General features: G+C 63.5%; 10 protein-coding genes and 1 pseudogene. 7 read left to right on the top strand and 4 right to left on the bottom strand.

What is annotated here, in order from left to right; genetic code table 11:
• The first annotated feature begins 54 nt into the window (after positions 1-54).
• The 4 genes from HKK54_RS33260 to HKK54_RS33245 all read left to right on the top strand — a co-directional run bounded on the left by HKK54_RS33260 (position 55) and on the right by HKK54_RS33245 (position 4,992).
• Entirely contained in the window at positions 55-798 is a 744-nt protein-coding gene (locus tag HKK54_RS33260) for an AraC family transcriptional regulator (protein WP_169389203.1), read from the top strand.
• A 114-nt stretch (positions 799-912) separates the two neighbouring features.
• Complete coding sequence (locus HKK54_RS33255; RefSeq protein WP_169389202.1) at positions 913-2,364, top strand: efflux transporter outer membrane subunit; 1,452 nt, start codon at positions 913-915, stop codon at positions 2,362-2,364.
• Positions 2,361-3,491, top strand: coding sequence for an HlyD family secretion protein (locus HKK54_RS33250; RefSeq protein ID WP_169389201.1), 1,131 nt, complete (start codon positions 2,361-2,363; stop codon positions 3,489-3,491). Before HKK54_RS33255 ends, HKK54_RS33250 begins: the two co-directional genes overlap by 4 nt.
• Positions 3,481-4,992, top strand: a complete 1,512-nt coding sequence (locus tag HKK54_RS33245) for an MDR family MFS transporter (protein ID WP_169389200.1) — start codon at positions 3,481-3,483, stop codon at positions 4,990-4,992. Before HKK54_RS33250 ends, HKK54_RS33245 begins: the two co-directional genes overlap by 11 nt.
• Positions 4,993-5,900: 908 nt before the next feature.
• Here the strand turns inward: HKK54_RS33245 and HKK54_RS33240 are convergent.
• Positions 5,901-6,485: a TetR/AcrR family transcriptional regulator gene (locus tag HKK54_RS33240; RefSeq protein WP_169389199.1), complete on the bottom strand. Its 585-nt coding sequence runs from the start codon at positions 6,483-6,485 to the stop codon at positions 5,901-5,903.
• A gap of 134 nt (positions 6,486-6,619) precedes the next feature.
• Here HKK54_RS33240 and HKK54_RS33235 point away from each other — a divergent pair, with 134 nt between their 5' ends.
• Complete coding sequence (locus tag HKK54_RS33235; RefSeq protein ID WP_169389198.1) at positions 6,620-7,792, top strand: MFS transporter; 1,173 nt, start codon at positions 6,620-6,622, stop codon at positions 7,790-7,792.
• Here HKK54_RS33235 and HKK54_RS33230 read toward each other — a convergent pair whose 3' ends face one another.
• Together HKK54_RS33230 and HKK54_RS33770 are read right to left on the bottom strand one after the other, a co-directional pair.
• Positions 7,793-8,149, bottom strand: coding sequence for a type II toxin-antitoxin system HicB family antitoxin (locus HKK54_RS33230; protein WP_169389197.1), 357 nt, complete (start codon positions 8,147-8,149; stop codon positions 7,793-7,795).
• Positions 8,146-8,396, bottom strand: a pseudogene (locus HKK54_RS33770) (type II toxin-antitoxin system HicA family toxin). The gene HKK54_RS33230 and the pseudogene HKK54_RS33770 overlap by 4 nt, the downstream one beginning before the upstream one ends.
• A gap of 209 nt (positions 8,397-8,605) precedes the next feature.
• On the opposite strand from HKK54_RS33770, the gene HKK54_RS33220 reads away from it, so the two are divergent.
• Positions 8,606-18,901: a non-ribosomal peptide synthetase gene (locus HKK54_RS33220; protein ID WP_169389196.1), complete on the top strand. Its 10,296-nt coding sequence runs from the start codon at positions 8,606-8,608 to the stop codon at positions 18,899-18,901.
• On the top strand, positions 18,898-22,065 hold the full coding sequence (locus HKK54_RS33215) for a non-ribosomal peptide synthetase (protein ID WP_169389195.1): 3,168 nt from the start codon (positions 18,898-18,900) through the stop codon (positions 22,063-22,065). The genes HKK54_RS33220 and HKK54_RS33215 overlap by 4 nt, the downstream gene beginning before the upstream one ends.
• A 62-nt stretch (positions 22,066-22,127) precedes the next feature.
• Here the strand turns inward: HKK54_RS33215 and HKK54_RS33210 are convergent, their stop codons facing one another.
• Entirely contained in the window at positions 22,128-23,081 is a 954-nt protein-coding gene (locus HKK54_RS33210) for an alpha/beta hydrolase (RefSeq protein ID WP_169389194.1), read from the bottom strand.
• Positions 23,082-23,125: the final 44 nt, after the last annotated feature.

The following is a 23,125-nucleotide window of genomic DNA, read 5'->3' as shown; positions in this document are numbered from 1 at the left end:
CGCCACGGGGCTTTTCGCTAGAATCAATGCCTGATTGACGCGAGACCTGAGCCGATGAACAGCCAACCCCGCCCATGGCTTGAAGCCTATGCCGACAACTACCGCAACGACGACGTGGTGCATCCCCATTGCCACGCCCAGGCACAACTGATCCACGGGGTGTCCGGGGTGATGGTGGTCAGCACCGCCCAGGGCAGTTGGCTGGTGCCGTCCGGGCATGCGCTGTGGGTGCCTGCCGGCACCCCGCACGAAATCCGCATGGCTGGCGAAGTGCACATGCGCACGCTGTTCCTGATGCCCGAGGCCGAGCCGGGGCTGGGGCGTACCTGCCAGGTGATCGAGGTGTCGGCGTTGCTGCGGGAACTGATCGTTGCCGCCACCCTGATCGCCGGGCATAACAGCCCGCGGTTGCAGGCCATGGTCGAGTTGATCCGCATGGAATTGCTGGCCGCACCGGTGGTGGCGATGCACGTGCCGGTGCCCGGCGAGACGCGGCTGGCCCGGCTGTGCACGCATTTCATCCGCAACCCCTCTGATGACAGCAGCCTGGAATCCTGGGCCGACAGCCTGAACATGAGCGCCCGTACCCTGAGCCGGGTGTTCCAGCGCGAGTTGGGCATGAGCTTCGGCGAATGGCGCAAGCGTGCCCGGCTGGCCTTGAGTTTGAAGCTGCTGGCCCAGGGCGTGTCGATTCTGGAGGTGGCGCTGGAGCATGGGTATCAGAGCCCGAGTGCGTTCAGTGCGATGTTTCGTCGGTCGCTGGGTTATCCGCCGAGTCATTTCCGGCCGGGGGCGTAGTGTTGCGTCATGTAACGTTGTTGTCCGTTTAGCGACGATACATGGCCCTGACGCGGGCGAATCGGACAGGCCACCTGCCTAACCTGCAAGGCTCCTTCTTGAGCGAGCCTTGTGATGCACAGCCCTTCTTTTCATCCATGGATACCCATCGCCCTGTTGAGCGTATTGGCCGGGTGCAGTGGCGTGGCCGGCAAGCCGTCGACCGTCACGGCGCAGGTGCCGCCGCGGCTCTCGGTCGAGTCAGCCGAGCCGTTGGCCGCCCGTTGGTGGCAGCTGTACCGCGACCCGCAGCTGGACGCCCTGGTAGCACGGGCCCTGCACCAGAACAAAGACCTTGAGGCCGCTGCGGCCCACGTCGACGCCTTGCTGGCGCGGCTGGAACAGGCAGATGGCGAGCGCCTGCCGTCCACTTCCCTGGACTATGGCCTGGCCTACGGTCGCAGCCGTGATGACCAGACCCTGGCCCAGGCCACCCACGGCCATGCCGGTGCCGAATGGAGCCACACCCCAGAGTTTTCCCTGAGCTACACCCTCGACCTGTGGGGCGAGGTACGCTACCGCATCGCCGCAGCACGGGCGGATGCCCAGGTGGCCCGGGCGCTGGAGGACGAGTTGCGGGTGACGGTGGCCGCGCAGACCGCCCGTGCCTATGCCCAGGCGTGTGTCTATGGGTTGCAAGCGCAGGTGCAGGCGCACTCGGTGCAGGTGCTGGAGCAAAGCGTCGCGGTCACGCAAAAGCTGCAAAAGGCCGGCGCGGCGACGGACCTGGACCTGACGCGTTTGCAAGGCCTGCTGGAAGAAACCCGCGCGCCCTTGCCGATGTTCACGGCCCGGCGCAGCAGCGCCTTATTTGAGTTGGCGGTGCTCAGCGGTTTACCGCCGGAACAAGTGACGCCACACCGTTGTGCCCAAAGCCCGCAGTTGCAAGCGCCGTTGCCGGTGGGCGAGGGCTGGGCGCTGGTGCAACGCCGGCCGGATATCCGCCGCGCCGAGGGGCAACTGCGCGCTGCCACCTTGACAGTGGGCCTGTCCCGGGCCGAGCTTTATCCGCGCATTACCTTCGGCGCGATGCTCGGTTCGTCTGCCAGCAGCCTGGGCAAGCTGGGGGACCACTACGCGACGGTGTATTCCGTGGGCCCGCTGGTGTCCTGGCGTTTTCCCAACCGCCAGATCGCCCAGGCGAGGGTCAAGCAGAGCCAGGCCGAAGCCCGCCAGGCCCTGGCGAGGTTTGACGGCACCGTGCTCAACGCGTTGAAGCAGGTCGAGCAAGCCATGGCCTTGTATCAGGGCGAGCAGCAGCGTCGCCAGGCGTTGACCGCAGCCCTGGACAACAACCGCCGTGCCTTCGACCTGGCCTCCCGCGGCTACCACGCCGGTGCACTGGATGCCCTGCAACTGCTGGACAGCGAACGCAGCCTGGTAGGCCTTGAAGCCCGCGTGGCCGAGTCCGACCTGCGCTTGATCAATCGCCAGATCGACCTGTTCCAGGCCCTCGGTGGCGGCTGGCAGCGTGACGATCAAACCGCCCCCTTATCTGTCGCTGTAGTCAATGGAGCCACACCATGAACCAGGCTGTTGAACCCATTCGCCTGTCTGTAATGCAACGTCATCGTCGTGCCCTGGTGACCACTGCTTCTCTGGCTACGCTGGTGGGGCTCGCCGCCTTTGCCGGGTACTGGTGGCAATGGGGGCGCTTTCTTGAGGAAACCGACGACGCCTATGTGCGCGCCGATTGGGTCGCCATCAGCCCGCGCATCGCCGGGTATGTCGCCCAGGTGCTGGTGGAGGACAACCAGGCGGTCAAGGCCGGTGATGTATTGGTGCGTATCGACGACCGGGACTTCACCGAGCGCCTCAACAGCGCCCAGGCACAACTGCAACAGGCGCAGGCCGCCGCCACCGCGCAACAGGCCAGCGTGCAAACCCTCGACGCGCAAATGAGCGAGCAACAGCAACGCATCGCCCAGGCCCGGGCGCAGCTGAGCAGTGGCGAGGCCGAAGCCCGGCGCGCGCGGCTCGATTATCAGCGTTACCGCGAATTGGTCGCGCAGCAGGTTGCCAGCGCCCAGCATCTGGAAACCGTCAGCGCCAGCCAGGCCAAGGCCCAGGCAGCGCTGGTGCAAGCGAGCGCCCAGGTCGCCCGGCAACAAGCGCAGTTGCAGGTTTTGCAGGCGCGTCGGCAGCAGGCGCAGGCGCAAGTCGTCGAGCATCAGGCGCGCATCGGCGAGGCCCAGGCCAACCTGTCCCTGGCCCGCAATGCGCTGAAGGACACCGAGATTCGCGCGCCTTTCGACGGGGTGGTGGGCCAGCGCAAGGTCCGTCGCCAGCAATACGTGATGCCCGGCCTGCCGCTGCTGGCGGTGGTGCCGGTGGAGCAGGCGTATGTGATTGCCAACTACAAGGAAACCCAGTTGCAGCACATGGCGCCCGGGCAATCGGTGGACATCTCGGTGGACAGCTTTTCCGGCGCGCACTGGCACGGCCAAGTGGAGAGCATCGCCCCCGGCTCCGGTGCGGTGTTCGCGCTGTTGCCGCCGGACAACGCCACCGGCAACTTCACCAAGATCGTCCAGCGGTTCCCGGTGAAGATCCGCCTGGAGCCCGGCGAGTCGCGGATTCTGCCGGGCATGTCGGTGATCGCCACGGTCGACACCCGCCCGGCCGCCCGCCAGGAGCCTGTCCATGGAGGTTGAAGGGCGTGTGCCGTTTCGCGCCTGGGTCGCGGTGATCGGCGGGTTGTTCGGCTGCTTCATGGCCGGCATGAACGTGCACGTCACCAGCGCCGCGCTGCCGGAAATCGAAGGCGCACTGGGCGCGACCTTTGAGGAAGGCTCGTGGATTTCCACCGCTTACCTAGTGGCCGAAATCATCATGATTCCTCTCACGGCGTGGCTGGTGCAGGTGTTTTCCCTGCGCCGGGTGATGCTGTGGGGCTCGGGGATCTTCCTTGTGGCTTCGGTGGCGTGTTCGCTGTCGCCGAACCTGCAAGTGATGATCTTCATTCGGGTGGTGCAGGGCGCGGCCGGGGCGGTGCTGATTCCCTTGTCGTTCCAACTGATCATCACGGAGCTGCCGGCCAGCAAGATCCCACTGGGCATGGCCTTATTCAGCCTCGCCAACAGCGTCGCCCAGGCGGCGGGGCCGTCGATTGGCGGTTGGCTGACCGACGCGTATTCCTGGCGCTGGATCTTCTACCTGCAACTGTTCCCGGGGATCGCGTTGCTGGCGGCGGTGGCCTGGTCCATCGACCGCCAGCCGATGCAACTGAGCCTGCTGCGCCAGGGTGACTGGCTGGGTATCGGCTGCATGGTGCTGGGCCTGGGTGCGTTGCAGATCGTGCTGGAGGAGGGCGGGCGCAAGGACTGGTTCGGCTCGACCTTTATCGTGTGGATGACACTGCTGGCGGTGATCGGTTTGATCGGTTTTGTGGTGCGCCAATTGTGGGGCGCCCACAGCTTTATCAACCTGCGGCTGTTGGGGCACTACAACTTTGGCGTGGCCAGCGTGGCGATGTTTATCTTCGGTGCCAGCACCTACGGCCTGGTGTTTTTGGTGCCCAATTACCTGTCGCAGTTGCAGCACTACAACGCCAGCGAAATCGGCGTGAGCCTGATCGCCTACGGCCTGGTGCAACTGATCATGGCGCCGTTTCTGCCGCGCCTGATGAAGTGGGTCAGTGCCAAGATGCTGGTGGCCTCGGGGTTCGCGATCATGGCGTTGGGCTGCTGGATGGGCGCGCACCTGTCGGCAGACAGCGCCAGCAATGTGATCGTGCCTTCGATCGTGGTGCGTGGCATGGGGCAGCCGCTGATCATGGTGGCGTTGTCGGTGCTGGCGGTCCATGGGCTGGCCAAGGCTCAGGCCGGGTCGGCGTCGGCGGTGTTCTCGATGTTGCGCAACCTTGGCGGTGCGGTCGGTACGGCGCTGCTGGCGCAATTGGTGGTGGTGCGCGAGCGGGTGCATTCGGCGCGTATTGGCGAGTCGGTGACGCTGTTTGACCCGGCCCTGCAAGCGCGTTTGCCCGATGGCGGGGTGCTGCAGGAGCAGTTGCCGGATCACCAGGTGGTGCTGACTGTGCTGGACCAGGGTGTTCGCCATCAGGCGTTTTTGATGGCCTACAGTGATGCGTTCTTTCTGGCGTGTGTGGCGTTGGCGGCGTGCTCTGTGGCGGCGTTGATGTTGCGGCGTACCTAGGGTGGTCAATTCTGGGGTTGACTTTGGGTGTCTGAGGGTTGAGTACATATCCGTTATTTGGGTGATGGCTGATATGGGTTCCGCTCTTACAGCGGCTCACTTTTGAACAGCGCAAAAGTAAGCAAAACGCTCTTGCCCCACCACTCGGCACCTCGCCTAGGCTCGGTGTTCCCTCACTCCGGCTTTGGACCGTGGGCCGCCGCGATGGGCCATCCTTGGCCCAGCGCGGCTAACCCGGCGTCCTGCCGGGTTACCCACGCTCCAAAGCCTGCGTTCGGCCAGCGTGGTTTAACGGGGCGCCTAAGATCAAGATCAAAAGCAGATCAACAGCACAGCGGCCTACAGGCCGGCTTGAGTGGTGTGAAGCAAAGGCAACATCAAAATCTACAGCGGGCACGGTCCAACTGTAGGAGCTGGCTTGCCTGCGATAGCATCGCCTCGGTGTACCTGAAAAACCGAGGTGTCTGCATCGCAGGCAAGCCAGCTCCCACAGAAAAGCAGAGCCGCAGCAGTTTCAGATTTGGTTTTCGCTTTGGCTTTCGCTTTTGATTTGGCTTCTACCACTCAAGCCGGCCTGTAGGCCGCTGTGCTCTTGCTTTTGATCTTGATCTGGCTCTGACTGCCCCAATAAGCCCGAGGCCGAACGCAGGGATTGAGGAGCGGGTAAACCGGCAGGACGCCGGTTTAGCCGCGACGGGGCAGGGACGCCCCGTCGCGGCGGCCCGCGGAGCAATGCCGGAGTGAGGGAACACCGAGCCTAGGCGAGGTGCCGACAGGCGGGGCAGAGCCTTTTGCTTACTTTGGGGCTTTTCCAAAGTGAGTCGCTGTAAGAGCGAAACCATAAGCAGCCGTTACCGCAGCAACGGATATGTACCCCATCTGACCCTGAAAACCCCGACCGAACTCGTTCAGCAAACCGCATTAAGCTTCAAACCACGCAATAACAACTCCAGCCCTCGCAAGGCTTCTTCCAACCGCTCGCTCGGGTTTTCATCCTGGGCGATCCAAAGCGATGCGCTCACCAGGCTGCCATTGACCAGCCTCGCCAACGCCTGGCTGCACGCATGCTCGATGAACCCCGCGTGCATCAGCTCATCAAGCAACCGGCGCAGCGAGTCCACGCATTGCTGCTGGTCGGCTGCCCCCAGCACCGCCGGCGCATCCTGCAGCACAATGCGCTGGACCTCGGCATCCTGGGCCATACGCAAATAGGCCCGGCAGCGTTCGCAAAACCCGTCCCAAGGGTTCTCGGCCCGCTCCGAGATAAGGTGCAGGCTCGCGTCCATTTCACCGTCGAGCTGCGCAACCACCGCCGCCAGCAAGCCTTTCTTGTCGCCAAAATGATGGTACAACGCACCCCGGGTCAGGCCGGCGCGCGCGGTGAAATCATCCATCGACGTCTGGGCGTAACCTTGCGTGGCGAAGGCCTGGCGGGCGCTGGCGATCAGGCGGGCGCGGGTGTCTTCGATCATGTCGGCGCGGGCTCGGCTCATGGATAAGGCTCACAATAGATGATTGACATACGACGCGTATGTTACGCATGATTTGTTACATACGCACCGTATGTATTTTGCCCCGAAAACCTCGAATAGCAAGTTTCAGGGCGCTCAGGAAGAGGTGACACACCATGGCAAACCCCTACGCCGAGCTGTTCCAGGCGCCAGGTTCCAGGGCTTTTGTATTGGCGGGCATGCTCGCCCGCATGCCGATCTCCATGACCGGGATCGGCTTGATCACCATGCTTTCGCAGGTGCACGGCGGTTATGGACTGGCCGGCGCCGTGACCGCCACCTTCGCCCTGGCTACCGCGTTTTGTGCGCCCCAGGTTTCGCGGTTGGTGGACCGTTATGGCCAGGGCCGGGTGTTGCCGGTGGCCGCTTCCCTCGGCGGTGGCGCGCTGTTGCTGCTGTTGCTCTGCACCCGCATGCAGGCGCCGACCTGGACGCTGTTCATCTTCGCCGCCCTGGCCGGTTGCATGCCCAACATGTCGGCCATGGTGCGGGCGCGCTGGACCGAGTTGTATCGCGGGCAGCCCAAACTGCAAACCGCGTTTGCCCTGGAGTCGGTGCTCGACGAGGTGGTGTTCATTATCGGCCCGCCGGTCTCGGTGGGTTTGTGTGTGTTGCTGTTCCCCGAAGCGGGGCCGTTGATTGCGGCGCTGTTCCTGGCAGTGGGGGTCACCGCTTTCGTGCTGCAACGCCAGACCGAACCACCGGTGCACGAGCACCACGCCGAACACGGCCGTTGGCTGATTGCCTCGCCTTCGGTGTTGATCCTGATGGTGCTGTTGATGGCCATGGGCGTCATCGTCGGCGTGGTGGATGTGGTCAGCGTCGCCTTCGCCCAGCATCAGGGCCAGCCGGCTGCCGCGAGCATTGTGCTGTCGGTGTACGCGATCGGTTCGTGCCTGGCCGGGCTGGCATTTGGCGCCCTGAAATTGAAAGCCCCGTTGCCTCGCCAGTTCCTGTACTGCGGCGTGGCCACGGCGGTGACCACGCTGCCGTTGTTGCTGGTGACGAACATTCCCGGGTTGGCGGCGGCAATCTTCATCTCCGGCCTGTTCTTCGCCCCGACATTGATCGTGTCCATGGCGTTGGTGGAACAAATCGTCCCGCCGAGCCGCCTGACCGAAGGCATGACCTGGCTGATCACCGGCCTGAGCATCGGCGTGGCCATTGGTGCCGCCAGCTCGGGCTGGATGATCGACCGCTTCGGCGCCCCCAGCGGGTTCTGGGTGGCGCTGGCGGCGGGTGCGGTGGTGCTGGGTGCGGCGGTGTTGGGGTATCGGCGGTTGGGGTGATTACCCTGTCACCAGTGCGCCGCGATGTTGCAGGAATTCGTTCAGCGCTTGCCGCGTGAGATCGTTCAACGTGACTTTTTGCCGGGTTGCCGCGAGGGCGGCGGCCAAGTGGAGGTCATGGCCGACACGGACGTTGAACGAGCCCTTGCAAGGCTTTTCCGGTGTTTGCCCAAGGGCCTGGCAGGTCTCGATGTAGTCGTCTACGGCGCTGCAAAAAGCCGCGTCCAACTCGGCGACGGTTTTTCCCTCGTAGCTGACCAGGGCCTTGATGAAAAGCAGCTTCCCGAACAGGCAATTGTCTTCGATGCTGGCTTCGATGGAGCCGATGTAGCTTTTGTGTTTCAGCTGGTTGTTCACTGAATCAGTTCTCCTGATTTCAATTGTTCGATGATCTGGCGCCGAATGTAGTGTTTCAGTTCGTTGCCGGGGTGAGGCTTGTGCAGGGTAATCATTGCACTGGGGTCCCCCTGTCGAACCTGACCCGGCTACCCGCCCCTTCGATTTGCGTGTATCCCAGGCGCCGCAGCAGTGTGACGAGTTCGGGCCAGGTAAAGGCCGAGTGCTCATTGAGCAGTTTGGCCAGCAGCTTTTCATTTTTCGACACGGCGATCCTTGCCTGTAACTAAATGTAGTTGCAATTGATGGGGTGCGTCAATGATAGGACAGCCTCGCCGAGGCTCTCGGTGTTTGATGTAACCCTTGATGACGCCGTTGTCTGCGCTCCAAATCCCTCGCTAATTTTTCCCCTCCGGATTCGTTTTATAGGGACGACGTGCCTTTGTGCTTCCTGCCTATTGCCCCGGATCCCAAGAAATGAACGCTGAAGACTCCTTGAAACTTGCTCGCCGGTTTATCGGGTTGCCCCTGGAAAAACGCCAGATGTTCCTCCAGGCGCTGCAGAGGGAAGGGGTGGAGTTCTCGCGGTTTCCGATTCCTGCAGGAGTGGAGGCCGAGGACCGGCAGGCGCTGTCCTACGCGCAGCAGCGGATGTGGTTTCTGTGGCAACTGGATCCTGCCAGTGGCGCCTATAACCTGCCGGGGGCGGTGCGGCTGAAAGGGGCGTTGAGCCTGCCGGCAATTGAGCAGGCGTTCGCCAGCCTGGTGGCCCGCCATGAGACTTTGCGCACGGTGTTCCAGCGCCAGGCGGATGATAGTCTGTTGCAAGTGGCCGCACAGTCGCCGCTGGCCATCGAGCAATCAGACCTCAGCGCCCTGGCGCCAGCCGAGCGCGAGCAGGCGGTGACACAGGCCGCCACCCGCCAGTCGCTGCTGCCCTTCGACCTGGCCAACGGCCCTTTGCTGAGGGTGCACTTGCTCAAGCTGGCCAAGCAGGAACACGTGCTGCTGCTGACCTTGCACCACATCGTTTCCGATGGCTGGTCGATGAACGTGCTGATCGACGAGTTCATTCGCTGCTATGACGCCCATGAGCGCAATGAGCAGCCACGGTTGCCGGCCCTGCCGATCCAGTACAGCGACTACGCCCTGTGGCAGCGCCGCTGGCTGGAAGCGGGGGAGCAGGCCCGCCAGCTGGAATACTGGCAGGCGCGCCTGGGTAATGAGCATCCGGTGCTGGAACTGCCCACGGATCACCCTCGTCCGGCCATGCCCAGCTATCGCGGTACACGTCATACCTTCGCAGTCGACGCCCGGCTGGTAGAGCAATTGCGCGCCTGTGCCCAGCTGCATCAAGTGACCCTGTTCATGCTGCTACTGGGCGCGTTCAACGTGCTGCTGCACCGCTACACCGGTCAGGGCGATATTCGGGTTGGCGTGCCGATTGCCAACCGTAACCGCAGCGAGATCGAAGGGCTGATCGGTTTCTTCGTCAACACCCAAGTACTGCGCACTGAATTGAACGGGCAAACCCCTGTCGACGAACTGCTGGCAGCCATCAAGGAAGCGGCCCTTGGCGCTCAGGCCCACCAGGATCTGCCCTTCGAACGGCTGGTGGAGGCGCTGAATATCGAGCGCAGCTTGAGCCACACACCGCTGTTCCAGGTGATGTACAACCACCAGCCGCAGGTGGCGGATATTTCCACGGTCAGCACCGCGTCAGGTCTGGAACTGAGCCTGGTGCAAGGGCAAGGCCGTACCACGCAATTCGACCTGACACTGGACACCTATGAACAGTCCGGCACCCTGCATGCCGCACTGACTTACGCCGATGACCTGTTCGACCCGGCCACCATCGAGCGCATGGCGCGCCATTGGTTGCGACTGTTGCAGGGGATGGTGTCCGATCCCCGTCAGGCGGTCGGCGATTTGCCGCTGCTGGACGAAGACGAATACCAGCGCATCGTGCATGACTGGAATCCCCGTCACGACAGCTTCCCCGAGGCGCTGTGCATCCATCAGCGCATTGCCGAGCAGGCGCGGCAAACCCCGCAGGCACTGGCGGTCACCTTTGGCGTCCGTGAGCTGACCTATGAGCAACTCGATCAGCAATCCAATCAGTTGGCCCATCTGCTGATCAAGCACGGTGTGGGGCCAGAGGTGCGCGTCGGCGTGGCGATGGTCCGTTCCGAGGCGTTGCTGGTGGCGCTGCTGGCGGTGCTCAAGGCCGGTGGCGCGTATGTGCCGCTGGACCCGGACTACCCGGCCGAGCGCGTGGCCTACATGCTCGAAGACAGCCGCGCCTTGCTGCTGCTGACCGAACAGGCGGTGGCGGCAACCCTGCCGATCATCCCCGATACCCAAGTGATTTTGCTCGACGATCCGGTATCACTGCTGGCGCCATGGCCTGTCACCGAAGCGGTCACGGCGGTAACCCCGGACAACCTGGCCTATGTGATCTACACCTCGGGCTCCACCGGCAAGCCCAAGGGCGTGGCAATTGCCCATCGCAACGTGCTGGCGCTGATCGACTGGTCGCAGCGGGTCTTCAGCCGTGAGGATGTGCAGGGTGTATTGGCCTCGACCTCGGTGTGTTTCGACCTCTCGGTGTGGGAGTTGTTTGTGACCCTGGCCGCCGGCGGTTCGCTGATCATCGCCCGCAACGCCCTGGAGTTGCCCGACCTGCCGGCCCGTGACCGGGTGCGCTTGATCAACACGGTGCCATCGGCGATTGCCGCGCTCCAGCGCACCGGGCAGATTCCTCCCGGGGTGCGCGTCATCAACCTGGCCGGCGAACCACTGAAGCAGGCGTTGGTGGAGGCGTTGTATCAACAGCCGGGTATCGAGCATGTCTACGACCTTTATGGCCCGTCTGAAGACACCACTTATTCCACCTATACCCGGCGTGCTACCGGTGGTCGCGCGAGTATTGGCCGCCCCATCAACCATACTGCCAGCTACCTGCTGGATGCCCGGTTGCAGGCCGTGCCCCAGGGTGTGTGCGCCGAACTCTACCTGGCGGGCGCGGGGATAACCCGTGGCTATTTGGGGCGTGCGGCCCTGACCGCCGAGCGCTATGTACCCAACCCGTTTGCCACCAGTGGTGAACGTCTGTACCGCACCGGCGACCTGGTGCGTTACCTGGACGACGGCGTGCTGGAATATCAGGGGCGCATCGACCATCAGGTCAAGGTGCGCGGCTTCCGTATCGAGTTGGGGGAAATCGAGGCGCAACTGTCGCGCCAGCCCGCGATACGTGAGTTGGCGGTACTGGTCCAGGACAGCCCAAGTGGCCAGCAACTGGTGGCTTATCTGGTGCCCACCAACCCGGATTTATCTGGCGATGCCGAGGCTCAGGACGCCTTGCGCGAAACCCTCAAGGCCGCTCTCAAGCAGGTGCTGCCGGCGTACATGGTGCCCACACATTTGCTGTTCCTGGAGCACTTGCCGTTGACCCCCAACGGCAAGCTCGACCGCAAGGCCCTGCCGGCCATCGACAGTTCACAACCGGCACGGCAACACGTCGAGCCGAGCAGCGACACGGAAAAAGCGCTGGCGGCGATCTGGCAAACGTTACTCGGGATTGAACGCGTGGGGCTGGACGACAACTTCTTCGAACTGGGCGGCGACTCCATCGTCTCCATGCAAGTGGTCAGCCGGGCACGCCAGGCCGAGATCAGCCTGAGCCCCAAGGACGTGTTCCAGCACCAGACCCTGCGTAGCCTGGCACAAGTCGCCAGCCTGCGCCTGCACACCGCGATCGACCAGGGTGCTGCCCACGGTCCGGCGGCCCTCAGCCCGGTGCAGCAGTGGTTTTTCGCTCAGGACATCCCCCAGCGCCAGCACTGGAATCAGTCGCTGTTGCTGGTGCCGCGCGAGCCGATAATGGCGGCGCACCTGGATGCCGCGTTGCAGCAGATGGTCAACCACCATGACGGCCTGCGTTTACGCTATCAGCCGGGTGCCGAGGGATGGCAGCAGCACTACGGCGAGGCCGCGGTTGAATCCGTGTTATGGCAGCGCCAGGCTGACAGCAACGCGGCCCTGGCCGAGCTGTGTGATGAGGCCCAGCGCAGCCTCAGCCTGCAAGACGGCCCGTTGCTGCGAGCGCTGCTGGTGCAGATGCCCGACCACAGCCAGCGCTTGCTGCTGGTGGTCCATCATCTGGTGGTGGATGGCGTGTCCTGGCGCGTGCTGCTGGATGATTTGCAGCAGCTGTACACCGGTTTGCGTGACAGCACGGTGCCGAAACTGGCAGGCAAGACCACCTCCTATCAAGCCTGGACCGCCCGGCTGCAAGACGCCGTTGCGCGCTTCCTGCCCCAGCTTGAAGGCTGGCAGGCGCGGCTTGGGGCGGCGTCGATGGCGGATTTGCCTTGCGATAATGCCCACGGCGGCTTGCATCAATACCTGGAGGAGAAGGTCAGTTGCACCCTGGATGCCGACACCACCCGCCAACTGCTGACCCTTGCGCCGGCCGCTTATCGAACCCAGGTCAACGACCTGCTGCTGACCGCGCTGGCGCGTGTGGTGTGCCGCTGGAGCGGGCAGGGCAGTACCCTGATTCAGTTGGAAGGCCATGGTCGTGAGGACCTGTTTGACGGCGTGGACCTGACCCGTACCGTTGGTTGGTTCACCAGCCTGTTCCCGGTCAACCTGACCCCGGCCCAGGAACTGTCGGACTCGATCAAGGCGGTCAAGGAGCAATTGCGTGAGGTGCCGGACAAGGGCATTGGCTACGGTGTGTTGCGCTACCTGGCGCAGCCTGCCGTGGTCGCGGCCCTGGCCGCTCTGGCTCAGCCGCGCATCACGTTTAACTACCTTGGGCAATTCGACCGCCAGTTCGACGAAGCGGCGTTGTTCGTGCCTTCCACCGAAGGCAATGGCCTGGCCCAGGACCCCCTGGCGCCGTTGGCCAACTGGCTGACGGTTGAAGGGCAGGTCTACGGCGGGGAACTGTTCCTGCAATGGGGTTTCAGCCGTGAGATGTTCTTGACCACGACCGTCCAGCAATTGGCTGACGACTATGCCCGCGAACTCAAGGCGTTGATTGCCCATTGCTGTGCGCTTGAGGCCGGACAGGCGACGCCGTCGGATTTCCCGTTGGCCGGTATCAGCCAGCGCCAGCTGGATGCGTTGCCGCAGTTGGGGGCCCAGGCCGAAGACCTGTATCCGTTGTCGCCGATGCAGCAGGGCATGTTGTTCCACAGCCTGTACGAGCAGGACGCCGGCGATTACATCAACCAGATGCGCGTCAATGTGCTGGGGGTGGACGCGGCGCGCTTTCGTGCCGCCTGGCAGGCTACCGTCGACGCCCAGGACATCCTGCGCACCGGTTTCATCTGGCCCGGCGACTGGTCGCAAGCGCAGCAAGTGGTGCACCGCCAGGTGCAGTTGCCGTTCAGCGTCCTCGACTGGCGTAACCGTGATGACGTGCCGGCCGCCCTGGAGGCGCTGGCCCAGGCGCAATCCCGCGAACCTTTTGATCTTGCCCGGCCGCCATTGTTACGCTTGGTTTTGGTGCAACTGACGGACACTGACTGGCACCTGATTTACACCCATCATCACATCCTCATGGACGGCTGGAGCAACTCGCAGTTGCTCGGCGAAGTGTTGCAGCGCTACAGCGGCCAAAACCCGCCGGCCGCCGTTGGCCGCTACCGCGATTACATCGCGTGGCTGCAACAGCAGGATGGTGCCGCCAGTGAAGCATTCTGGAAGGCGCAGTTGCTGCCCCTGGAGCAGCCGACCCGCCTGGCCCAAACGCAGATGCCGGCTATATCGGGGCCGGCCTATGGTGAACACTATTGCGTTGTGGAAGCCGCGCAGACCCGGCGCCTGCATGAGTTTGCCCGCCAGCAGAAAGTCACGGTCAACACGCTGGTACAAGCCGCCTGGTTGTTACTGCTGCAACGCTACAGCGCACAGGCCACGGTAGCGTTTGGTGCCACGGTGGCGGGGCGCCCGGCGCATTTGCCCGGAGTCGAGCAGCAGATAGGCCTGTTCATCAACACCTTGCCGGTAGTGGCCAGCCCGCTGGCGGAGCAAAGTGTCAGCAGTTGGCTGCAAAGCGTACAGATGCTGAACCTGAGCCTGCGCGAGCACGAGCACGCACCGCTTTACGAAATCCAGCGTTGGGCCGGTCGTGGTGGCGAGGCACTGTTCGACACTATCCTGGTATTCGAAAACTATCCGGTCTCCGAGGTGCTGCAGCAAGGGGCTCCCGAAGGCGTGCAATTCGAGGCATTGCACACTCATGAGCAGACCAGCTACCCGCTGACCCTGACGGTCAATCTGGGCGATACCCTGACCCTGCATTACAGCTATGCCCACGCGCACTTTTCAACGTCGACGGTGCAGCGTCTCGGTATGCATTTGAGCAATCTGCTCAACCATGTGCTCGGTGCGGCCGAGCTGCCGCTGGCAGAAATCAGCCTGCTGGATACCCAGGAGTACCAGTCGCTGGTCCATGACTGGAGCAGCGCCCGCTTTGATTACCCGAGCGAACAGCGGGTCCATCAGCTGTTTGAAGCCCAGGTCGCGAAGCAACCTTGCGCACCGGCCTTGCTCTTCGAAGACCGCCAGTTGAGCTACGCCGAACTCAACACCCGGGCCAATCGCCTGGCCCGGCATCTGGTGAGCCTGGGCGTCGGCCCCGACGTGCTGGTGGGGATCGCCGTGGAGCGCGGCCTGGACATGATCATCGGCCTATTGGCGGTGCTCAAGGCCGGCGGCGGTTATGTGCCGCTGGACCCGGAATACCCCCAGGATCGCCTGCTGTGCATGGTCGAAGACAGCGGCACCCGGCTGATACTGACCCAGAGCCATTTACGTGAACGACTGGCGATTCCCGCCTATGTCGAACACCTGTGCCTGGACCACGAGCAGGCCTGGATCGACCTGGACGACAGCAACCTGCTCAACCGCGCCCACGCCGAGAACCTCGCGTATGTGATGTTCACCTCGGGCTCCACCGGGCGGCCAAAAGGCGTGGGCATCAACCAGTCTTCGCTGACTCGGCATGCCTATGTGTCCCTGGAGTTTTTCAACCTCAACGGTGCCGACCGCATCCTGCAGTTCTCCACTTTCAACTTCGACGGCTTCGTCGAGCAGCTTTACCCGGCGCTGATCTGTGGCGCCTCGGTGGTGCTGCGCGGCACCGAGATCTGGGACACCGAGACCTTCTACCGCGAACTGATCCGGCACCAGATCAGCGTGGTCGACCTGACCACCGCCTACTGGAACCTGCTGGCCAAGGACTTCGCCGTGGCCGGCCCGCGGGATTACGGGCGCCTCAAGCAAGTGCATGCCGGCGGTGAAGCCATGCCGCCCGAAGGCCTTGCCGCGTGGGGCCAGGCTGGCCTTGGCCACGTCAAGTTGCTCAACACCTACGGCCCCACCGAAGCCACCGTCACCGTCACCGCGCTCGACTGCACCGACTACGTGACCGGCGCACGCCCCACGCCGTTGACCATGCCCATCGGCAAGGTCTTGGCCGGGCGCAGCATCTACCTGCTGGACGACAGCGGCGCCCCGGCCCCGATAGGTGTGGTGGGTGAACTGGTGATCGGCGGCGAGTTGCTGGCCCGTGGGTATTTCAATCGCCCGGACCTGACCGCCGAACGCTTCATGCCCGATCCGTTCAGCCAAAGTGGCGGCCGGCTGTACCGCACCGGCGACCTGGCGCGCTACAACGCTGACGGGGTGATCGAGTACGTGGGGCGGATCGACCATCAGGTGAAGATTCGCGGTTTCCGCATCGAACTGGGGGAAATCGAGGCCCGGTTGCTGGAGCAGGACGCGGTGCGAGACGCCATTGTCCTCGCGCAACCGGCAGCCAGTGGTTTGCAACTGGTGGGTTACGTGGTGCCCCACGCCAGTGCCGTGCCGCAAGCGCAGTTGCGCCAATCGATCAAGGCTGCCTTGGCGGCGGTGCTGCCGGACTACATGGTGCCGGGTTTCCTGATGTTCCTCGATGTGCTGCCCCTGAGCCCGAATGGCAAGCTGGACCGCAAGGCCCTGCCCAAACCGGATGCCAGCCAACAGCAAAATTACTATGTGGCGCCGCGAACGGCGCTGGAAATCCAGGTCGCCGGGATCTGGCAAAGCGTGCTGGAGCTGGAACAGGTCGGGCTGGACGATCACTTTTTTGAACTGGGCGGCCACTCGCTGCTGGCGACTCAGGTGGTCGCGCGCCTGAAGACGTTGCTGTCCTGCAACCTTACCCTGCGCGACCTGTTTGGCGCGCCGCGCCTGGCAGACTTTGTGGCGGCGGTGGCAGCCCGAACCGGGCGGGACGAGCCGGTGGTGCAGATTCCGCTGGTGGCCCACGGTAAAAAAACCAGCGCGAGCCTGTCCCTGGTACAACGCCGGCTGTGGGTTGTGGAGCAGCTTTCGGATGCCAGCGGCGCCTATGGCATGCCGCTGGCCGTGCGCCTGCGCGGCGAGTTGTCATTGCCGCTGCTGATCAGCAGCCTGGCGCAGGTGATTGCCCGCCACGAAACCCTGCGCACCGCCTACATCACTGACGAGGAGGGCGATCCGCTGGCAATCATCGCCGGGCACGTGGATGTCGATCTGCCGCTGCTCGACCTGTCGGCCCTGGACCCGGCGGAGCAGCAGCGCCGAGTTACCCTCGCCGTGGTAGCCAACACCCGCCAGCCCATCAGCCTGTTGCAGGCGCCGTTGTTGCGCGGGCAGGTGCTCAAGCTGGGCCCCACTGAACACGTGTTGCTGTATTCGATGCACCACATCATCTCCGATGGCTGGTCGATGGCAGTGCTGGTCAATGAACTGGTGGGGATTTATGGACGCGCCAAGGCCGGTGTCCTTGAACCGCTGCCACCCTTGCCGATCCAGTACTCCGACTACGCGCTGTGGCAGCAGCAGTTGCAACAGGCCGGCGTGCTGGCAGCGCAGGCGCGTTATTGGGAACAGGCGTTGGCCGGGCACAGCGGTGTATTGCGACTGCCCACCGATAAGCCTCGATCCCAGGCACCCACCTACGAAGGCCGGGACCTTGGCTTCACGCTGCCCGCCACCTTGCATGACGGCTTGAAGGCGCTGTCGGCCAACGCCGGCGTCACGCTCTACAGCACGATGCTGGCGGCGTTCCAGGTCATGCTCCATCGGCTCACTGGCTGCGACGATGTGCTGGTGGGCGCCGACGTGGCCGGGCGTCAGCAGCCGGAGCTGGAAGGCTTGATCGGCTTTTTCGTGAATATCCTGCCGCTGCGCTCGACCTTCACGGCGCAGCAGCCGTTCAGCGCTTTCCTTGCCGGTACCCAGGGCACTGCACTGGACGCCTTCGATCATCAGGACTTGCCCTTCGACATGATCGTCGAGGCCTCGTCACTTGTGCGCCAGCGCGGTTTCAACCCACTGGTCCAGGTGCTGTTCGTGATGAACAACCTGCCGGTGCAGGGCGGCCAGATGGAGGGGGTCGAGGTTGAGGTGCTGCCAACCCGTGGCGGTTACTCCAAGTTCGATATGGCCCTGTTCATCGATGAGGATGCCGGCCGCCTGCACGGTACCTGGCAGTACGCCAGCGACCTGTTTGAACCACAACGCATTGAGTCATTCGTCAACGCCTGGACAGGAATTCTTGAACAGATTGTGTGTGATCCGAACATTCAATTAGGGGATATCACCATGCCTACCAACACCCTTGAGCAAAACGCCGCGCCCGTACCGCCTGCCATCAAGGCCGACAAGCTGGGCAAGTTCCTGAAAAAGTCCCAAAGCCGCACCGACAAGCCAGCCGGCGCGCTGATGCGTGAATCGCTGCTGGTCCCGGAGCAGGACTTCCCATTACTGATGGAACCCACCGATCCAGGCCTGGACCTGGTGGCGTGGATCAAGGAAAACCGCGCGCTGGTGGAGGCCAAGCTGGCTCGCCACGCGGGGATCCTGTTCCGCGGGTTTGCGCTGCGCGACATTCATGACTTTGAAGCATTTGCCGAGGCCGTACAGCCTGGCCTGTATGGCCAATACGGCGACTTGCCGAAAAAGGAGGGCGGCAAGAACACCTACCGTTCCACGCCGTACCCTGAAAAGAAAATGATCCTGTTCCATAACGAAAGCTCCCACCAGGACCGCTGGCCGCGCAAGCAACTGTTCTTCTGCGAGCAGCCATCGCCGGTGGGCGGCGCCACACCAGTGGTGGATTGCCGGCAGATGTACCTCAAGCTGCCGGTGGCAATACGCGAGCGTTTCGAAGACAGGGGCTTGCTGTACGTACGCACCTTTGCCGACAAGCTGGACGTGTCCTGGCAGCACTTCTTCAAGACCGATGTGCGTGCCGACGTCGAGGCGCGTTGCCGAGCTGCGGGCATCGAGTGGACCTGGCTGGACAACGATGAGCTGCAAATCCGCACACCGTGCCCGGCGATTATCCGGCACCCGGTGACGGGTGAAAAAACCTTCTTCAACCAGGTTCAACTGCATCACATCTACTGCCTGGACCCGGATGTGCGCGAGGACTTGCTGGCGCTGTTCGGCGAGCACCGCATGCCTCGTCATGTGTACTACGGCGATGGTTCGCCGATCGAAGACGAGGTCATGGCGTTGGTGGGCGATCTGTACGAAGCCTGCGCGGTGCGGTTCGACTGGCAAAAGGGCGACGTGATCCTGCTGGACAACATGTTGGCTGCCCACGCCCGCGACCCGTTCGAAGGGCCGCGCAAGATTGTCGTGGCCATGGGTGAAATGATTGAACGCAGTGCGTTGCAAGTGGCGCACGGCGAGACCGAAAAGGAAGAGGCCGGAGCATGAGTACTGCACAACAGGGAATCGTGGACCCAGGATTGGCGCTGCTGATCGAGCAGCAACAACACCTGGACGCTCGGGAACAGGGGGCGAGCTGGGGCGATTTGGCCCACTGCCTCAAACTGGATATCCGCGGCCAATTGGACCCGTTGCGTCTGCAGCACGCCCTGGACAGCCTGGCACTGCGGCACGAAGCATTGGTGGCGCAGTTTGCCCCTGTCAGCGGTTATCACGGACTGCGTCAGCGGGTCGTGGCGGCTGAGGCGGTAAGCTTGACCCTGTGGCCCGAAGTGGGCTCGCCGCAGCAGGTGAGCGCCCGTCAGCAGCAATGGTTGCAGCAACCACTGCCGCCGTTCGGCGCGTTGTTGCAACGCCTGGAAACGGATCATTGGCAACTGCTGGTCGGCGTGGCGCGTTACGCGGCCGATGCCGCGACCCTGGCCCTGATCCAGCAGGAGTTGCTGGCAGCCTATGGGCAGCAAGGGTTTGAAGAGGACGAGCCCGGGCAGTTTTCCCAGTACCTGGAATGGCGCGGCGAGGTGATCTTCGATGAAGACGCAGACACGGCCAAGGCTTACTGGCAGCAGTATTTGCAAGGCCCCGAGCCGCTGGTCAGCGGCCCCGACCTGCCGTACCGCCTGACACCCGGCGGCACCGCACCGGCCGAGCGTTTGAGCGTGCCGCTGGATCAAGCCCTGCTGGCTCGTCTGGCCACGTCGGGACAGCCGCTGGACGTATTGATGCAAGCCGCCTGGTGGATACTGCTGGCGCGCATCAGTGGTCGTGAGACGTTCCTGGCCGGCTGGCGGCATGACGCGCGCCAGGATTATGATTTCTTCAGCCACAGTCTGGGCCTGTTCGAGAAAACCTTGCCCCTGGCGATTCGTATCGATCCGGCGAGTACCTTGCGTGACCTGGTTGCGAGCGTGGCGGCGCAGTTGGATCAGCACCGTACCTGGCAGGAATACTGGACGCCCTTGTCGTTCCCGCAGCAGGCCAGGCCAGCAATCAGCTTTGGCCGCCGACGGGTTTCGGCGCCGCGTGAAGTAGCAGGGCTGGTCTGGGCCGGCAGTGACCTGCCGGCGGGCGTGCCGGAGTTCGAGTTGGCACTGCAGCTGGAAGTCGCCGCGAATGGTGAGTCTCAGGGCGTGTCACTCGACTTCAACCCTGCGTGCTACACCCCGCAAGCCGTCGAGATCCTGTTGGCCCAATACCGTCAACTGCTCCATAGCATTGCCGACAATCCGCAAGAAACCGTTGCACGCTTGAATCTGTTGGATGCCGCCGAAAAAAGCTGGCTGCTGGCGCTCAATCCGCCACCGCAAGCGATGGATGCATCGTTGCTGTTGCCGCAGCGTATCGCCGGTTGGGCGCATCAGACGCCGCAGGCGATGGCCCTGGCCCATGCGGGCCAGACCCTCAGCTACGCCGAGCTTGAAGCCCGCACCGCGCAGTTGAGTGCCGAGTTGCTGCGTCAGGGCGCAGGGGCAGGGTCGATCGTCGGTCTGGCGTTGCCGCGCTCAGTAGAACTGGTCGTCGCGATGCTTGCCACCTGGCGTGCGGGTGCGGCCTACCTGCCGCTGGACCCGCAATGGCCAGCGGCGCGCCAGGCCGAAATCGCCCGGCATGCCGCCGCGAGCTTGATACTGGCGGCACAAGCGCCGAGCCCGGGCGACCCGATGGCCTCGCTCAAGGTCCTCAACCTCGCGGGGCTGAGCCTTGATGCACCGGTGACAATCGCCGCATCCGTGCAGGCGCGGGACGTGGCCTATGTGCTGTTCACTTCCGGCTCCACCGGGCAGCCCAAGGGCGTGGTGATCGAACATGGCGCGTTACTCAACTACACCGCGGGCAGCAGCCAGCAATTGGGCCTGTCTGCCTGCCGTCACTTTGCTTTCAGCTCCACGGTAGCGGCCGACCTGGGCAACACCGCCTTGTTCGGCGCGCTGTACAACGGTGCGACCCTGCATATCGCTGACGACGCGACCCTGCAAGACCCGCAGGGCTTTGCCGGGTTCCTGCGAGACCACCGCATCGATTGCCTGAAAATCGTGCCTTCCCATCTGGCTGCCTTGCTTGAGGCCCAGAGCGCTGTGTTGCCTGGCACGCTGGTGCTGGGCGGTGAAGCAATCGGCGCAGGCCTGGTGCAGCGGATTCATCAACTGCGCCCCGACTGCCGAGTGTTCAATCATTACGGTCCTACCGAAGCGACGGTGGGGGTGATGGTGCATGCGTTGCTGCCCGGTGACGACGTGACCCATGGCGTCCCGCTGACACAGGTGCTTCCCGGCAACCAGGTATTTGTACTCGGTGCTGATGCGCAACTGCTGGCGACGGGCGAACTGGGCGAGTTGTTCATCGGTGGCCGCCAACTGTGCCGGGGCTACCTGAATGCCGAGGCTGACGCCGACGCATTTATCCACAGCCCGCTGGTGGGCGGCGAGCGCCTGTACCGCACCGGCGACCTGGCCCGTTATCGGGTCGGCGGGGGCGTGCAGCTGTCTGGCCGCCGTGATCACCAGGTCAAGGTACGGGGGTTTCGCATTGAACTGGCGGAGATCGAGGCACAGTTGCTGCGTTTGCCTGAGGTCAGCGAAGCGGTGGTGGTGCTGGTACAAGAGGAGCCGCAGGCGTTCGTGGTACTGCGAGCAGCGATGGATGAGAGTGTACTGACTCACCTGAAAACCCAACTGGTTCAACGCCTGCCGGCGGCCATGGTGCCGCGCCTGATACTGAGCCTCGAACGCATGCCGCGCCTGCCGAACGGCAAGGTTGACCGCAAGGCCTTGCAGAACACTCAGCCGGTGGTTTCCAGGGCGGTTTACGTAGCGCCACGTGATGCGCTTGAAGCGTTGTTGTCTACGCGCATGGCCCAGTTGGTCGGGCTGGAACGGCTGAGCATCGATGAGGACTTTTTTGCTGCAGGTGGGCATTCCTTGCTGGTGATCAAACTGGTGGCGGGTATTCGCAAGCTGCTGCAATGCGAGATTCATCCCGGTGTGGTGTTTGATCACCCAAGCGTGGCGGAACTGGCGCGGGTGCTGCGTGAGCGTGAAAGTGTCGCGGGGCAGTTGGAGAAGATTGCCCAGGCGCGTTTGCGCCTGGATGCAATGAGTCCTGAAGAGAAGGCCGCGCTGATGGAAAAGGCTCGCCAGTTACAGCAGGGATAGTTGCAGTGTCCGGGGCTGGCAATCAGCCCCGGTTTTAAATAGTGGGAACGCTCAGGCGGTACTCAGCGCTGTTCCCCCAACCAGCTCAAAACCTCCTCATAAATACCGGCAACGGCGGTTGTGATCCCGTTCATGCGCAAGAAGTCATGGGTCAGCCCCGGCTGCACATGCAGGCTGACGGCGGTGCCGCTCGCTGCCAGCAACCGGGCATAGGCCTGCCCTTCGTCATACAGCGGGTCGTACTGGGCCAGGCTGATATAGGCCGGTGCCAGTGCTGTCAGCCCTTCGGCCAGCAGCGGCGAGACCCGCCAGTCGAGGCGCTGTTGGGCGTCCGGGCAATAGTGTTGGTAGAACCATTTCAGCGTGGCGGTTTCCAGCAGGTAGTCCTCGGCATATTGCCTGTGGGAATCCCGTTGCCGCGAGGTATCGGTGACCGGGTAAAACAGCAACTGGGCCCAGGGTTTGAACGCCAGTTGTTGCGGTGCCTTCACTGCGGTGATCGCCAATACCGTCGCCAGCGTCGCGCCCACACTGTCACCCGCCAGGGCCATCCGGCGGTTGTCCAGTTGCAGGTTGCCGGCTTGTTCGGCCAGCCAGTTGGCAGCGTCGAGCGTGTCGTTCACGGCTATTGGGAAGCGCGCCTCTGGCGCCAGGCGGTAAGTGGGGGCGAACACCGCGTACTGACCGCTGGCCGCGAGCCTGCGGCAGATGGAATCGTGGGAGTCGAGGCTGCCCACGACATAGCCGCCGCCGTGGAAATACACAATCACCGGCAGTTGCGCCGTGCCCGGCGCCCGGTAGAGGCGGGCGGGCAATGCACGGCCATCGCGGGCGGTGACCGTCAGCGCAGTGACCGCCACCGAACCCGGCGGGCTGGGGTCGAGAATCGCCGAGGTCTGCTCGAACTCCCGTCGTGCCTGTTCAACACTCAGCGCGTGCATGGGTTGGCTTTTGCCGGTCAGGCGACCCATCTGTGCCAGTTCCAGAAAGCCTTCGAGATCAGGGTCCAGGGGCATTGCATGTTCCTTGCGAAATAGGGTGAAGCGCCGCCCCTGACCAT

The organism is Pseudomonas sp. ADAK13, from assembly GCF_012935715.1.
Taxonomy (GTDB): Bacteria; Pseudomonadota; Gammaproteobacteria; order Pseudomonadales; family Pseudomonadaceae; genus Aquipseudomonas.
This window is presented reverse-complemented; position numbering and strand designations above follow the sequence as displayed.

What these genes read in the sequence shown, in the direction of transcription:
- HKK54_RS33260 (WP_169389203.1), top strand. Translation starts at nt 55, where the DNA reads ATGAACAGCCAACCCCGCCCATGGCTTGAAGCCTATGCCGACAACTAC.
- HKK54_RS33235 (WP_169389198.1), top strand. Translation starts at nt 6,620, where the DNA reads ATGGCAAACCCCTACGCCGAGCTGTTCCAGGCGCCAGGTTCCAGGGCT.
- HKK54_RS33245 (WP_169389200.1), top strand. Translation starts at nt 3,481, where the DNA reads ATGGAGGTTGAAGGGCGTGTGCCGTTTCGCGCCTGGGTCGCGGTGATC.
- HKK54_RS33240 (WP_169389199.1), bottom strand. Translation starts at nt 6,485, where the DNA reads ATGAGCCGAGCCCGCGCCGACATGATCGAAGACACCCGCGCCCGCCTG.
- HKK54_RS33220 (WP_169389196.1), top strand. Translation starts at nt 8,606, where the DNA reads ATGAACGCTGAAGACTCCTTGAAACTTGCTCGCCGGTTTATCGGGTTG.
- HKK54_RS33210 (WP_169389194.1), bottom strand. Translation starts at nt 23,081, where the DNA reads ATGCCCCTGGACCCTGATCTCGAAGGCTTTCTGGAACTGGCACAGATG.
- HKK54_RS33255 (WP_169389202.1), top strand. Translation starts at nt 913, where the DNA reads ATGCACAGCCCTTCTTTTCATCCATGGATACCCATCGCCCTGTTGAGC.
- HKK54_RS33215 (WP_169389195.1), top strand. Translation starts at nt 18,898, where the DNA reads ATGAGTACTGCACAACAGGGAATCGTGGACCCAGGATTGGCGCTGCTG.
- HKK54_RS33250 (WP_169389201.1), top strand. Translation starts at nt 2,361, where the DNA reads ATGAACCAGGCTGTTGAACCCATTCGCCTGTCTGTAATGCAACGTCAT.